Annotated in this window: 14 protein-coding genes; 5 read left to right on the top strand and 9 right to left on the bottom strand. The window is 65.5% G+C overall.

Annotation, left to right across the window (positions count from 1 at the left end; genetic code table 11):
• The first annotated feature begins 21 nt into the window (after nucleotides 1-21).
• On the top strand, nucleotides 22-1,176 hold the full coding sequence (locus tag OQF70_RS09330) for an acyl-CoA dehydrogenase family protein (protein WP_280537195.1): 1,155 nt from the start codon (nucleotides 22-24) through the stop codon (nucleotides 1,174-1,176).
• Nucleotides 1,177-1,450: 274 nt separating this feature from the next.
• Here the strand turns inward: OQF70_RS09330 and OQF70_RS09325 are convergent, their stop codons facing one another.
• The 6 genes from OQF70_RS09325 to OQF70_RS09300 all read right to left on the bottom strand — a co-directional run bounded on the left by OQF70_RS09325 (nucleotide 1,451) and on the right by OQF70_RS09300 (nucleotide 5,236).
• Entirely contained in the window at nucleotides 1,451-2,287 is an 837-nt protein-coding gene (locus OQF70_RS09325; RefSeq protein ID WP_280537193.1) for an enoyl-CoA hydratase/isomerase family protein, read from the bottom strand.
• Nucleotides 2,288-2,617: 330 nt separating this feature from the next.
• Complete coding sequence (locus tag OQF70_RS09320; RefSeq protein ID WP_092816877.1) at nucleotides 2,618-2,890, bottom strand: hypothetical protein; 273 nt, start codon at nucleotides 2,888-2,890, stop codon at nucleotides 2,618-2,620.
• Nucleotides 2,890-3,654 (bottom strand): Phenylacetic acid catabolic protein, encoded by a 765-nt coding sequence (locus OQF70_RS09315; protein WP_280537191.1) that lies wholly within the window; start codon nucleotides 3,652-3,654, stop codon nucleotides 2,890-2,892. The genes OQF70_RS09320 and OQF70_RS09315 overlap by 1 nt, the downstream gene beginning before the upstream one ends.
• Nucleotides 3,651-3,857 carry a phenylacetic acid degradation PaaB family protein gene (locus OQF70_RS09310; RefSeq protein WP_280537190.1) on the bottom strand — a complete coding sequence of 69 codons (207 nt, stop codon included), beginning with the start codon at nucleotides 3,855-3,857 and terminating at the stop codon, nucleotides 3,651-3,653. The genes OQF70_RS09315 and OQF70_RS09310 overlap by 4 nt, the downstream gene beginning before the upstream one ends.
• 46 nt (nucleotides 3,858-3,903) lie before the next feature.
• Nucleotides 3,904-4,314: an iron-sulfur cluster assembly protein gene (locus tag OQF70_RS09305; protein ID WP_092816880.1), complete on the bottom strand. Its 411-nt coding sequence runs from the start codon at nucleotides 4,312-4,314 to the stop codon at nucleotides 3,904-3,906.
• A 1-nt stretch (nucleotide 4,315) separates the two neighbouring features.
• Nucleotides 4,316-5,236, bottom strand: coding sequence for a Phenylacetic acid catabolic protein (locus OQF70_RS09300; protein WP_280537189.1), 921 nt, complete (start codon nucleotides 5,234-5,236; stop codon nucleotides 4,316-4,318).
• A gap of 155 nt (nucleotides 5,237-5,391) precedes the next feature.
• Here OQF70_RS09300 and OQF70_RS09295 point away from each other — a divergent pair, with 155 nt between their 5' ends.
• Together OQF70_RS09295 and OQF70_RS09290 are read left to right on the top strand one after the other, a co-directional pair.
• Nucleotides 5,392-5,889: a GNAT family N-acetyltransferase gene (locus tag OQF70_RS09295; protein ID WP_092816882.1), complete on the top strand. Its 498-nt coding sequence runs from the start codon at nucleotides 5,392-5,394 to the stop codon at nucleotides 5,887-5,889.
• 2 nt (nucleotides 5,890-5,891) lie between these two features.
• Nucleotides 5,892-6,185, top strand: a complete 294-nt coding sequence (locus OQF70_RS09290; RefSeq protein WP_092816883.1) for a 2Fe-2S iron-sulfur cluster-binding protein — start codon at nucleotides 5,892-5,894, stop codon at nucleotides 6,183-6,185.
• 576 nt (nucleotides 6,186-6,761) lie between these two features.
• On the opposite strand, the gene OQF70_RS09285 is transcribed toward OQF70_RS09290, so the two are convergent.
• Entirely contained in the window at nucleotides 6,762-8,396 is a 1,635-nt protein-coding gene (locus tag OQF70_RS09285; RefSeq protein WP_280537187.1) for an acyl-CoA synthetase, read from the bottom strand.
• 209 nt (nucleotides 8,397-8,605) lie between these two features.
• Between OQF70_RS09285 and OQF70_RS09280 the strand changes: the two genes are divergently transcribed.
• Together OQF70_RS09280 and OQF70_RS09275 are read left to right on the top strand one after the other, a co-directional pair.
• On the top strand, nucleotides 8,606-9,451 hold the full coding sequence (locus tag OQF70_RS09280) for an enoyl-CoA hydratase-related protein (protein WP_280537185.1): 846 nt from the start codon (nucleotides 8,606-8,608) through the stop codon (nucleotides 9,449-9,451).
• Nucleotides 9,452-9,540: 89 nt separating this feature from the next.
• Nucleotides 9,541-10,335, top strand: coding sequence for an enoyl-CoA hydratase/isomerase family protein (locus tag OQF70_RS09275; protein ID WP_280537184.1), 795 nt, complete (start codon nucleotides 9,541-9,543; stop codon nucleotides 10,333-10,335).
• Nucleotides 10,336-10,396: 61 nt separating this feature from the next.
• On the opposite strand, the gene OQF70_RS09270 is transcribed toward OQF70_RS09275, so the two are convergent.
• Both OQF70_RS09270 and OQF70_RS09265 read right to left on the bottom strand, forming a co-directional pair.
• Complete coding sequence (locus OQF70_RS09270) at nucleotides 10,397-11,284, bottom strand: enoyl-CoA hydratase-related protein (protein WP_280537182.1); 888 nt, start codon at nucleotides 11,282-11,284, stop codon at nucleotides 10,397-10,399.
• On the bottom strand, nucleotides 11,281-12,162 hold the full coding sequence (locus OQF70_RS09265; protein ID WP_280537180.1) for a 3-hydroxyacyl-CoA dehydrogenase family protein: 882 nt from the start codon (nucleotides 12,160-12,162) through the stop codon (nucleotides 11,281-11,283). Before OQF70_RS09265 ends, OQF70_RS09270 begins: the two co-directional genes overlap by 4 nt.
• Between the last annotated feature and the right edge of the window lie 508 nt (nucleotides 12,163-12,670).

Raw genomic sequence — 12,670 nt, 5'->3', positions numbered from 1 at the left:
GCGTGCGGCGCTATCACGCCTATGAGCCTCATCGAGAGCGCGCTCTCCGAGGAGCATCGGGAGTTCCGTGACCGGGCGGACGCCTTCGCAACCGACGTGGTCGCCCCGCGGGCCGAGGCGATCGAGGACGCCGACGAGTTCCCCGACGACGTGCTCGCGGAAGCCGGCGACCGTGGACTCCTCGGCGTCCTCCTGCCCGAGGAATACGGCGGGGAGGGGTCCGACTTCCTCTCGTACTGTCTCGTGATCGAGCGGATCGCGCAGGCGAGCGGCGCGGTCGCCGAGAGCATCCAGGGCCACACCTTCGCGGCGTTACCCATCGCCCATCACGGCACGGACGCCCAGAAGGAGGCGTACCTCGAGCCGATGGCCCGCGGCGAGTCGATCGGCTCGATGCTGCTCACCGAGCCCGACGCGGGCAGTTCGCCGACCGAGCTGTCGACGGTCGCCGAGGAGACGGACGACGGCTACGCGATCTCCGGGCAGAAGGCCTTCGGAACGAACGCCGGCGTCGCGGACGTCCACCTCGTCGTCGCGCGGAAACGGCCGGCGCCCGAGGAGGGCCACGGCGTCAGCGTCTTCCTCGTTCCGAGCCCCGAGGAGGCTCCCGGCTTCACCTTCGACCGCGTGGAGTTCATGGGGATGCGTGGGCACGTCACCGGGGACTCCACCTTCGAGGACGTCGCCGTTCCCGCGGACGCGCTGCTCGGCGAGGTCGGGCAGGGCTTCCGGATCGCGATGGGGACGATCGACATGGCCCGAACCGGCCTCGGCGCGATCGCGACCGGCATCGCCACGGCGGCCTTCGAGGAGGCGATCGACTACGCTGGCGACCGCGAACAGGGCGGCAACCCGGTCGGCCAGTACCAGGCCGTTCAGGTGCTCGTCGCCGAGATGGACGCCAAGCTCGACGGCGCACGCCACCTCGTCTATAACTCGGCCCACGACATCGCCGCCGGCGAGGGCGACACCCGCGCCTCCAGCAAGGCGAAGTACGTCGCAAGCGACGTCGTCGAGTACGTCACCCGCAACGCGATCCAGATCCACGGCGGGACGGGCTACCGGACGGATTACCCCCTCGAACGGTACTTCCGCGACGCGAAGATCCTCAGCCTCATCGGCGGGACGACCGAGATCCAGAAGACGACGGTCGCCGAGCACGCGCTCGACTTATAAGCTCCCTGCTGGCTGGGGCGTCGACACCAACTGTCTGAGACGCCACCGATCGGAGTCCACAGCCGGACACCGACCCTTCTCCCGACATCACTCCGTCGTCGCGTTCCCTGTCGGGGTCGATCCGGAACCGACACGGTCGCTCCCGGCGGGACGACCGTGCACGGCGGAGCGACTGGTCGAAGGATATTCGCGCGGCTCGCGGACGACACTGCTGAAAAAACGTGAGAACCGATATGGGACTTGCGCGTCCGTCCGTGGGACCGCGTTGTCGTCGTTACTCGGCGTTGCCCGGTTCCTTCTCGCCCTTCTCGACGGCGAGGAAGTCGGGGTCGCGCTTGCCGAGGTAGGCGTCGACGCCCTCCTTGGCGATGTCCGAGCCGAGCAGGCGGTTCTGCAGCTCACGCTCGTGGGCGAGCGCGTCCGACAGCGGCAGTTCGAGCCCCTCGTTGACGGCGAGCTTGTTGTTGCCGACCGCGAGGTTCGGCTTCTGGACGATCTGGTCGGCGAACTCCCGGGCCGCGTCCTCGATCTCCTCCGGCGGGTGGATCTCGTCGAAGATGCCGCGCTCGGTCGCCTTCTCGGGGGTCAGCGTCTCGCCCGTGATCATCATCTTCAGCGCGGTCGAGCGGTCGATGTACCGCGGCAGCAGCTGCGTGCCGGCCTCGCCGGCGATGAGGCCCAGGTGGACCTCCGGCATCCCGACGCTGTAGTCGTCGTCGTTGCCGACGTAGCGGAAGTCACACGCGAGCGCGAGTTCGAGGCCGCCGCCCATACAGTGGCCGTTGACCATCGCGATGAAGATCGTGTCCGTGGTCCGGATCTTCATGATGACTTCCTTGCTCGTCTGGCTCGCGTAGCCGATCTGCTGGCCGGACTTCTCCTGCAGGACGCCGATGTCGAAGCCGGTCGAGAAGATCTTCTCGTTCGCGCTGCCGAACAGGACCACGCGGACGTCGTCGTCGAACCGGATCACTTCGACGGCGCGCTGGAGCTCCAGCAGGACGTCGATGTGGTGTGCGTTCGCCGGCGGTCGGTTCAGTCGGAGATACCCGACGTGGTCGTCGAGGTTGGTCTCGAAGTACTCGAGGTCGAGCTCGGTGAACGATTGCATGTACCCAAACGATCGGAAGCAGTATATAAATAGCTTCTCATACCGAACGACGATGATATCGGCACAGCAGCCGCTCTCGACGCGATCTACGCCGGATCCCTCTCGTCGGACTCCGGATGGTGGACCACGGATGGCGACGCCGGTGGCACGGAACGCCGCGCCGATCGCCGACGGCGACGCCGGGTTATCCCGATCGCGGCGTCAAGGTCGATCCGACGATCGGGTCGATCCGACGATCGGGTCGATCCGACGATCGGGTCGATCCGACGATCGGGTCGACCCGTTCCGATTCGGCTCGCTCCGGCCCGATCCGGATCGTGGATGCGGCCCTCAGCTCGTGTCGGGTCGCTTGCCGTCGTACTTGATCCGCTCGAAGACGGTGTGGCAGCCGTTGCAGTAGTACTGCGACTTCGAGATCTCGCTGCCGAACTGCGACTCCTGCTCGACGTCCGTGGAGTCACAGAACGGACACCCGACCGTCGGCTCGTCGGCGTCGCGGTCGGTCTCGGCGGCGGCGTCAGCAGCGTCCTCGACGTCGGACTCCGCGCCCTCGACGTCGGGGTCCACCTCCCCGCCGGTCCGGCCCTCTGATGCCACCGTCATCAGTCCATCACGTACAGTTCGTTGCTGTCCCCGCGGATCTGGACGAGGTCGGCTTCGGGGATCGAGCCGCCGTTCACGCGGCGACGCGTCTCGTTCCATGCCTCGATGTCGGGGGCCGAGCGGTCCACGTTCTCGAGTGAGACCGGCGTTCCCTCGAAGAGGTCCTCGAAGTGGCCGAGGTACGACTCGCGGATCTCGCTTGCAGGACGGTCGGTGAACCCGGCCTCGTAGAGCGGGTCCGACTCGGCGTCGTATTCGGCGGGGCCGATGAACGCGAGCGTGTGCGGCAGCGTCTCCTCGAGCGTCGACTGGATGGCGTCGGTCTCCTTCTCGGCGAGGCTATCGAGACGGGCGTCGTGGTACTCCAGGTGGAAGTACTCGTCCTCGCCCATCTTCGTCACCATTCCGCCGAAGTCCTCGTGGTCGATCGCATCGAGCAGGTACCACGCGGCGCGATCGGCGGTGGCCATCGTCGTGAGATATTCGGGCCACTCGCCGTCGATCGAATCGAGGCTGGCGACGTTGTTGACCGCCTCGGGGTCACGGTGTCCGTCGAGCCAGTCCGAGTCGCGTCCCTGGTCCTCGAGGAGCCGGAAGAGCTGTCGGACGTGGCCGACCTCCTCCTGGGCGGCGCTTGCGCCGCCGATGTCGTCCTCCAGCGAGGGACCGGTCAGGGACCACTGTGCGTAGCGGTGTCCCAGAACGATCTTGGTGTCCGTGATCGCCTGGACGTAATCCACGGCGATGTCGGGCCACTCGCTCATGCTGGGGAGAGCACCTCCTGCTCGATGTTGACTTCGTGAACGTCCTCTCGGCGAACGACCGCCAGGAAGTCCCAGTCCTCCTCGTCGAAGGTGTTGTGTGCGTACAGCTTCGCGAGGCGATCGCTGTCCGCCTGTACGTTTCCGATGTTGAGCGTCTCATCGCCCTGGTTGATCCGGGCGAAGACTTCGTAGTGTCGTGTCATCGTTTGTGTCGTGTGTGCTGCGTGTGTTGTGTGTCCGTCGTTCGTGTCACAGGCTGATGCCCGATTCGTTCATCTTCCGGCGGACGTCCGCCGTCAACATCTCCTTCGACCAGACGGGCTCCCAGACGACGTCCACGTCGACCGAGTCCACCTCCTCGTACACGAGTAGGCAGCTCTCGATGTCGTTGTGGATCATGTCGTAGGCGGGACAGCCCATACAGGGAAAGGTCATCTCGACGTCGACGTGACCGTCCGCGTAGTCGACGTCGTAGATCATCCCCATCTCGACGAGGCTCACCGGGATGTGCGGGTCCGGGATCTCGTCGACGACGTCCCAGGCCTCCGCCTCGAAGCCGGTCGCGTTCCGGCGGCGGCGCTCGATGAAGTCGCTCGAGGTCGCGGGCGCCGTCGAGTCGTCCGGCGTCGAATCGTCAGGCGTCGGGGTGCTACAGGACATTTTACACCTGCACTTCGACCGTCTTCGACTGGATCAGGTCGACGTATTTCTCGTTGGCCGGGCCACGACCGCGCCAGCGGTCGATGACGTCGTCCCACGAGATGGGCTCGTCGAAGCGCCATTCCTTGTTGTCCTCGTCGAAGGCAACCGGGAACTCGTAATCGAGGACGTACTCGTCGGCCGCCTCGTCGTAGTGGGCCGGGACGTCCAGATCGAGCTCGTTCATCAGCGGCATCGCACGTTCGAGCCAGTCCTCGCGCAGCTCGTCGTTCGTCTTGCCCTTGATGCAGTACTCGAGCTGGTCGTCGTGTTTCTTCTTGTCGTCCGGCAGGCCGAACCACTCGATCGCCATCGGGAACATCCAGTCGATAGCGCCCTGGAGCTTCGCCCGCGTCTTGTCGCTTTTGTTGGCGAGCCGACGCATCCAGGTCTCGCCGTGGCGCAGGTGGAACTGCTCCTCCTTGTTCACCTTCGTGAGCGCGCGCTTCCAGGGCGCGTAGGAGGTGTTCTCGTGAACGTCGCTGAGGAGGACGATCCCCGCGCGATCGAACATCCCGTGGGCGCTGACGAGCTCCGCGAAGTTGTCGATGTGCTGGTCGAACCCGTACGTGTTCCGGAACTCGTGGGGTTCACGCTCGTAGATGAGGTCGTGACGGTCCTCGCCGAGATCCTCGAGGAGTCGGTAGGCGATGTGGCCGTGACCGAGCTCGTCCTGTATGACGCTGATACAGGACGCACGGGCGTCCATCGAGGGGGCGTTGAGCGACTGCTCGTAGTAGGCCGGTGCGCTCATCAGTTCGGTGTCACCCGAAACCGTGAGGATCTGCTTGAGTGCCTTCTCGTAGCCCTCAGTCATCTCCTCGCGCGATTCGATCATCTTGCCGTTCTGTACTTGCTCTTTGAGTTTCGCTTCCGTGGGCATAGCTGACTCGCTATCATCCCTTTGGCTGCGGAGGGTTATAATCCTTTTCTGTATACGAACGGCGTAATTGACCGCCCGAACGCGATGGGCTCATCCCGGTGAGCCGGCCGTCGTGGAGGGCGACTTTTTTAATCCTCGACGACGTTCGGGCTCGTATGACCTACGAGGTTCGACACGCGGAACCCGGCGATGGCGAGGAACTCCTCGAGCTCTGGCACGGATTCACCGAACACCTCTCGAAATACGACGAGCGCTATCGCCACAAGGAGAGCGCCAACGACCGCTGGCTGCAGTACTTCGAGAACCAGTTGCTCAACTCGAAATACGGAACCGTCGTCGTCGCCGAGGACACCGACACCGGTGACCTCGTCGGCGTCCTCGAGGCCCGCGTGAGGGGAAACCACCCGATCTTCCGCCTGCAGAACCACGGCTACATCAACGGCCACTTCGTCACCGAGGAGCACCGCGGCGAGGGCCTGGGCACACGGATGATCGACGCCGTCCGTGAGTGGTTCGGCGAGGATCCCCGTGAGATCGACTTCTACCGCGTCGACGTGATGCACGGCGACGAGGACTCCGCGGAGTTCTACCGCGCCCACGAGTTCGAACCGGTCGAACACGTCTACGAACAGCGCCTCGACGAGGACGCCTAAGTATGGTCGAGACCCATACCGTCGAGTTCGTCGACCTCGATCAGACGATCGAGGTCGCGGAGAACGAGCCGATCCTGGAGGCCGCCGAGGCCGCCGGGATCGATATGCCCTACCAGTGCCGGATGGGCGTCTGTGGGGTCTGTTCGGCCAAGCTCGCCGGCGACAGCGACCCGAGCGACGTCGATCAGACCGAGGGAATGTTCCTCTCCGACTCGGAGAAGGAGGAGGGATACGTGTTGACCTGTATCGCGAAGCCGCGGACGGACCTGAAAATCGAAACCGACCGCGGTCCCTGACCCTGACGACGATCGTCGCCCACGGACTGGCTCGTTGTGCCGTCCGGTGCCCGTCTGCCCTCCCGGGCGTGCCGTCACAGTCTCTTGATCATCGTCCTGTTCGTGATAGCCCAGTTTGTCACTCGTCCCGTCGATCGCCACTTCGATCGTTCCCGCCCGCAGTCGTATGTATACGGTAAATGTATACGTTATTTCGATCGGCCGATCGCGCCGACCGGGCCGTCCGTTCGACCGTCTGGTTCATTCGATCATTCGTGGTCGGGTCGGCCTTGATTCGTCACTTTCGGTTATACAAACAGTCATAGTCTTGTAATCTTCTGTGCTCCGACCGGAGAACGGCGGCCGCTCGAGCGCCCGCGTTCGTATACGTAATCGTATACGCAATCGTATACAAAATACGTTTACACCAATGGGATCGGTCTATGCGTGAAACGAAACGCCCGGACACGCTACAAGACGGCGTGGGACGCCTCCTGGACGGACAGCGGTTCTTCGGGAGCGAGTGCCGGCAACGAAATGGAAAACGCGTCGTCTGGAAAAGGGGGTCTCGGCCCTGTTTGTGGGCCGGCTCCGTGTTTACTGACGCTCGCGCTCGCGCAGTTCCGTCCGGCGAATCTTGCCCGTCTCGGTCCGCGGGAGGGACTCGACGAACTCGACCGCGCGGGGGTACTTGTAGGGCGCGAGCGTGTCCTTGACGTGGTTCTGGATCTTCTCGACGAGCGCGTCGTCGCCCGTGACGCCCTCGGCGGTGACGACGAACGCCTTCACGATCTCACCGCGCTCCTCGTGCGGGCTGCCGACGACGGCGACTTCGGAGGTCTCCTCGACCTCCTCGACGACGGCCTCGACCTCGGGGCCGGGGATGTTGTACCCGCTGGAGACGATGAGGTCGTCGTTGCGTGATTTGTACTCGAAGCGTCCGTCCTCTCGCTGGACGAAGATGTCGCCCGGCAGCGACCAGCCATCCGCGACGGCGTCCTCCTGTTTTTCGGGTCGGTTCCAGTACTCGACGCCGGTCGGACCGCGAACCGCCAGGAGCCCGGCCTCGCCGCGTTCACACTCTTCACCCGTGTCCGGGTCGATGATCTTCCCCTCGTAGCCGGGGGCCGCGAAGCCGGTCGCGGTCGGATCGATCTCCTCGTCGTGTCGGTGGCTGATGAAGATGTGGAGCATCTCCGTCGTGCCGATCCCGTCGAGAAGCTTGATGCCGTATTCCTCCTTGACGTTCTCGAAGGTGGTCGGCGTGAGCGGCTCGCCGGCGCTGAGCCCGAGCCGGAGCGAGGAGAGGTCGTACTCGTCGGTCGCGTTCGGATGCTGGGAGAGCATCTGGTTGTAGCCGGTCGGGATCGAGCACATCACGGTGATGCCGTGCTCCTCGGTCGCCTCGAGGAGGTCCTTCGGTGAGGCGTCCTCGACCAGGCTCACGCTCGCGCCGAATCGAAGCGGGAACGTGACCAGATCGCCGTAGCCGTACGCGAACGGCAGCGGCGGGTTACCTCCGAAGACGTCGTCCTCGGTCGGCTCGATGCAGTAGCGTGCGTATCCGTCGGCGGTCGACAGCACGTGTCGGTGGGTGTGGACCGCGCCCTTCGGTCGACCCGTCGTTCCGCTCGTGTACAGCATCAACGCGAGGTCGTCGCGCTCGGTCGGGTACGCGTCGAGTTCGGGGCTGGCTGCCTCGAGGAGCTCGTCGTAGTCGTGGTGGTCGTGCTCGATGCCGTTGCGCTGGGCCACGATCACGTCGTCGACCGTGTCGAGATCCGGGAGCGCGTTGTTGACCTCCTCGACCAGGCCGTCGTAGACGACGACTGCCGACGCCTCGGCGTTGTTGATGATGTAGCGAAGCTCCTTCGCACGCAGCAGCTTCATCGACGGGAGCGCGACCGCGCCGATCTTCTGAACGGCCAGACACGTAACGATCGCCTCGGGGCGGTTCGGGAACCGAGCAACGACGCGGTCGCCGGCCTCGACGCCGAGGTCGGTCAGCGCGTTCCCCATCCGGTTGACCCGTTCCTGCAGCTCGGCGTAGGTGATCTCCTCGTCCTCGAAGTGGATCGCCACGGCGTCGCCGTGACCGTTACGGACGTGGACGTCGACGAGCTGTTCGGCGGCGTTGATCTCCTGTGGGTAGTGGAGCTCCGGGAGCGGGTGGATGTAATCCGGCCGGTCCGATTCGTCCGGGAGGTACTCCTGTGGTACTGATGGCTGCATCTACCCTATCTCATACTATTTCGTCGCGTTATACTTGTTGGTTTTCCTCGGCGATACTTGTGGCGCCGGGACGATGCCGTGCCCATCGCCGGAAAGTATAAACCCCTCAATCGACCACCGATTCGGTATGGACCCCGTATCGCAGGCAGTGATCTCCAGATGACGCCGAGACGACCCGGCCGGATCGTCCCGAACACGGGCCAGCAATGATGGCCGAGTACGAGGTCGAACGCGTCCACGAGGAGGTTCGTATCGAGCGTCCTGACGGCAGCGATCGCGGCGACGCCGGCGACGAACGGAGCGGACGCGTCGCCAGGCTGGTGATGGAGCGCGGCGACGGTAGCCTGAACGTCTTCCGACCGCCCAAACTCGAGGCGATGGCCGCGGCGGTCGAGGCGCTTGCCGACGACGTCGACTGTCTCGTCGTCTACGGCGAGGGAGAGTTCTCGGCCGGTGCCGACCTCGAGTTCATTCGCGAGGCACCCGTCGAGATGCGGCCGGTCACGATCGACACGATCGCGGCGGCCTCGAGCCGGTATATCCGTGCCGTCCGGGAGTTCCCCGGACCGGTGATCTCGGCCGTGACCGGAATCGCGGCGGGCGGCGGACTCGGGTTTATGCTCGCGTCGGACCTCAACTACCTCCACGAATCGGCGACCCTCGACACCGCCTTCGCCCGGATCGGCCTCACGCCCGACAACGCGATCTCCTTCTTCCTCGTGAAGACGGTCGGTCCGTACAAGGCCCGTGAGCTGCTGTTCGATCCCGAGCCGATCGACGCCGCGGAGGCGGTCGATCTCGGCTTCGCGAACGCGACCTACGGCGGCTCCGCCGACGACTTCCTCGAGACGGTGACCGATCGCGCACGCGAGCTCGCCGCCGGTCCGACCGCCGTCCACGCGGAGACGAAGACCCTCGTCGACGCCTCCTACGAGGGCCGGCTCAGTCAACATCTCGAACAGGAGCGGACCGCGATCAAGCGAATGAGCGGGACCGACACCTTCGACGAGGGGCTCTCGGCGTTCCTCGACCGACGTGAGCCGGAGTGGCACTGAACCGCGGTTGCGCAGCGACGCGGGTCGCTCGCGCCCCACGCGCGGGATCGATCGACACAAGTTAGTTCCCGTCGAGCCACCACGTATCGATGACCGACCAGCAGCCCACGTTCGACACGCTCGAGGTCACGGTTTCCGAGGAGGGAGTCGCGACCGTTCGACTCGCCAGCGATCCCGTCAACGCGATCAGCCAGGCGATGCGCCACGAGCTGGCCGACGCGCTCGAAGTGCTCCGTGAGGACCGGGTCCGCGTCGTCGTCTTCGCCGGCACCCCGACGGTCTTCTCGGTGGGTGCCGACGTCGGCCTCTTCGAGGAGGCGCAGGAGTGGACGACCGCCGAGTTCCGCAGCAACTCCCGCGTCCTCGGCCGCGTCTTCGACGGACTCGAGACGATCGAAAAGCCCGTGATCGCCGCCATCGAGGGCACCTGCGTCGGCGGCGGCCTCGAGCTCGCGCTCGCGTGTGACGTCCGAATCGTCGCGCCCGACGCAACGCTCGGGTTCCCGGAGCACAACATCGGACTTATCCCCGGCCTCGGCGGCTGCTCCCGCTTCGTCGAGCTGGTGGGGCCCGGAGTCGCCAAGGACATGATCTTCTCGGGTGATCTGATCGACGGCACGGAGGCGGCCGAGATCGGTCTCGTCGAGCGCGTCGAGGACGACCCCGACGCCGCCGCCGCGGCCTACGCCGCGGACCTCCTTGATCGGCCGCCGCAGGCGCTCGGGCTGGCGAAGCGGGCGGTCAACACGGCACGCGACACCGACACCCGGACCGCCGGCTTCGTCGAGTCGCTCGCCCAGAGCACGCTCCTGAAAACGGCGGACCACGAGGAGGGCGTGGCGGCGTTCCGGGAGGATCGGGATCCGGAGTTCACCGGGGAATGAGGTGACGATCGCGACGTCCCGGTGTTCCTGACGGCGCCGACCGACGCGTCGGTGAGCGCGGTCAGGCGTCGTTCCACTCGGGGTCGCGGTCCTCGAAGAACGCGGCGATCCCCTCGTCCTTGTCGGCGGTGGCGAACAGCTGGCTGAACAGTTCCGCCTCGTACTCGATGCCGTCCTCGAGTCCGAGCTGCCCGCTGGCTCGGACCGCGTCCTTGGCGAACTCGAGCGCGACGAGGCTCTTGTCGGCCATCATCCCCGCCAGCTCGGCGACCCGGTCGTCGAGCTCGTCGGGGTCGTATACCTCGTCGACGAGGCCGATCTCGGCCGCCTCATCGGCGTCGATCAGCTCTCCGGAGAGGATCAGCCGCATCGCCTGGCCGGTGCCCACGATCTGAGGGAGGCGCTGCGTGCCGCCGCCGCCGGGGATGATGCCCAGGTTGATCTCGGGCTGGCCGAGCTTCGCGCGCGTGGAGGCGATCCGGACGTCGCACGCCTGGGCCAGCTCGCAGCCGCCGCCGAGGGCGTGGCCGTTGATCCGGGCGATCACGGGCTTCGACAGCTCCGCGACGCGTTCGTAGATCCGTGGACGTTCGCTGACCTCGCGCTGGTCGATCGCGTCCCGGTCGCGGAACTCGCTCACGTCCGCACCCGCGACGAACGCCTTCCCCTCGGCGTCGCCGGTCACCACGACGACGCGAACCGCATCGTCGTCGTCGATCACCGCGAGGACGCTTGAGAACTCCTCACGGACGGTCGCGTCGAGCGCGTTCCGTGCGTCCGGTCGCGAGATCGTGACCGTCGCGACTCCCTCGGCGAGGTCGTCGAGCGCCACGTCGACGGTGTCACAGTCGGCGGCAACGGCAGCGGTGTCGGCCGCGGCGGCATCGTCCGCGGCGGCGCCGCCGTTCCCGGTTCCGTCGGCGTCCGCGTCGGAATCGCTTCCGGTCATCGGCCGTCGTCCCCGCTCACGCCGACGATCTCGCCGTCCTCCCAGACGTAGAAGCCCTCGCCGGATTTCTTGCCGAGCTTGCCCGCGCGGACCTTCCGCTTGAGCGTCTGGGGCGGCTTGAACCGCTCGCCGAGCTCCTCACGGAGGTACTCGAGGATGTCGAGCCGGACGTCGAGCCCGACCACGTCGGTCAGCTCGAGGGGTCCCATCGGATGGTTGTAGCCGAGTTCCATCGCCTGATCGATGTCCTCCGCGGAGGCGACGCCCTCCTCGAGCATCCGGATCGCCTCGACGCCGAGCGCGACGCCGAGTCGTGAGGAGGCGAACCCGGCGGTGTCGGTGACCGTCACGGGCTCCTTGTCGATCTCCTCGACGAGGTCGGTCGCCGCCGCGAGCGTGTCCTCGCTCGTCTGTTCGGCGACGATGATCTCCACGAGCCCCATGATGTGGACGGGGTTGAAGAAGTGGAGTCCGACCGCGCGTTCGGGATGCTCGAGCGCGTCGGCGATCGCCGTCATCGACAGCGAGGAGGTGTTGCTGGCGATGATCGTGTCGTCGGTGACGTGCTCCTCGACGTCGGTGAACGTGTCGCGTTTGAGGTCGAGGTCCTCGGGGACGGCCTCGATCACGAACGCCGCGTCCGTGACCGCGCCCGCGAGGTCGGTCGTCGTGTCGATCCGATCGAGGGCCGCGTCGGCTTCCGCCTGCGTGAGCTTGTCGCGCTCGACGCCGCCCTGCAGGTTCTTCTCGATCGCCTCGACCCCGTCCTCGAGGATCGACTCCTCGATGTCGCGGATCGTGACGTCGTGGCCCGCCATCGCGGTCACCTGTGCGATACCGTGTCCCATCGTCCCGGCTCCGAGTACGGTAACGTTCATCAGTCATAGCTTGCCGAACGGACTCATTAAGATTGTTATCGAGTCCGACGCCGCTCGTCGCGACGAATGCTCGAATGAACGATCGTTCAAAGAAATCATCGAATATATTATATTTTGAGGACGATCGAAAAACACGAATGGTCTTCGACGTCTTGGTACTCGAAGCTGACGTTCGTGGGAGGGTTCTCTGGCCCGCCGCCTGTCGATTTACTAAATTGGTTTATATTCGATTCGCTCGTTCCCGACCGATCCCGTCGCCGATCGGTGTTCCATCGGTGTTCCATCGGCCGTGATCCGTGTGTTCACGCGATCGTTTGTGACCCAAAACATCAGTTTTGAATATATGATTTCTTCCAGAAACGTACCGTGTGAAGGGGACGCCTCCGCACGGTCGGACAACGAAGTCCCGGGGACGAGCGGGACGTGTTCACGCAGTGGGCAGATGGGTTTCGGTGACGGCCGGGGTGGCCGCGCATGTCAGGACTGCCCACTCGCGACGAGTGTCGGG

This window comes from Halopenitus sp. POP-27, assembly GCF_029889855.1.
GTDB lineage: Archaea > Halobacteriota > Halobacteria > Halobacteriales > Haloferacaceae > Halopenitus > Halopenitus malekzadehii.
Note: the sequence above shows the minus strand (reverse complement) of the source record. Positions and strands in the feature narration are given on the sequence as shown.

What these genes read in the sequence shown, in the direction of transcription:
- OQF70_RS09265 (WP_280537180.1), bottom strand. Translation starts at nt 12,162, where the DNA reads ATGAACGTTACCGTACTCGGAGCCGGGACGATGGGACACGGTATCGCA.
- OQF70_RS09315 (WP_280537191.1), bottom strand. Translation starts at nt 3,654, where the DNA reads ATGAGCGAGTGGCCCGACATCGCCGTGGATTACGTCCAGGCGATCACG.
- OQF70_RS09290 (WP_092816883.1), top strand. Translation starts at nt 5,892, where the DNA reads ATGGTCGAGACCCATACCGTCGAGTTCGTCGACCTCGATCAGACGATC.
- OQF70_RS09310 (WP_280537190.1), bottom strand. Translation starts at nt 3,857, where the DNA reads ATGACACGACACTACGAAGTCTTCGCCCGGATCAACCAGGGCGATGAG.
- OQF70_RS09295 (WP_092816882.1), top strand. Translation starts at nt 5,392, where the DNA reads ATGACCTACGAGGTTCGACACGCGGAACCCGGCGATGGCGAGGAACTC.
- OQF70_RS09300 (WP_280537189.1), bottom strand. Translation starts at nt 5,236, where the DNA reads ATGCCCACGGAAGCGAAACTCAAAGAGCAAGTACAGAACGGCAAGATG.
- OQF70_RS09330 (WP_280537195.1), top strand. Translation starts at nt 22, where the DNA reads ATGAGCCTCATCGAGAGCGCGCTCTCCGAGGAGCATCGGGAGTTCCGT.
- OQF70_RS09280 (WP_280537185.1), top strand. Translation starts at nt 8,606, where the DNA reads ATGGCCGAGTACGAGGTCGAACGCGTCCACGAGGAGGTTCGTATCGAG.
- OQF70_RS09325 (WP_280537193.1), bottom strand. Translation starts at nt 2,287, where the DNA reads ATGCAATCGTTCACCGAGCTCGACCTCGAGTACTTCGAGACCAACCTC.
- OQF70_RS09305 (WP_092816880.1), bottom strand. Translation starts at nt 4,314, where the DNA reads ATGTCCTGTAGCACCCCGACGCCTGACGATTCGACGCCGGACGACTCG.
- OQF70_RS09270 (WP_280537182.1), bottom strand. Translation starts at nt 11,284, where the DNA reads ATGACCGGAAGCGATTCCGACGCGGACGCCGACGGAACCGGGAACGGC.
- OQF70_RS09320 (WP_092816877.1), bottom strand. Translation starts at nt 2,890, where the DNA reads ATGACGGTGGCATCAGAGGGCCGGACCGGCGGGGAGGTGGACCCCGAC.
- OQF70_RS09275 (WP_280537184.1), top strand. Translation starts at nt 9,541, where the DNA reads ATGACCGACCAGCAGCCCACGTTCGACACGCTCGAGGTCACGGTTTCC.
- OQF70_RS09285 (WP_280537187.1), bottom strand. Translation starts at nt 8,396, where the DNA reads ATGCAGCCATCAGTACCACAGGAGTACCTCCCGGACGAATCGGACCGG.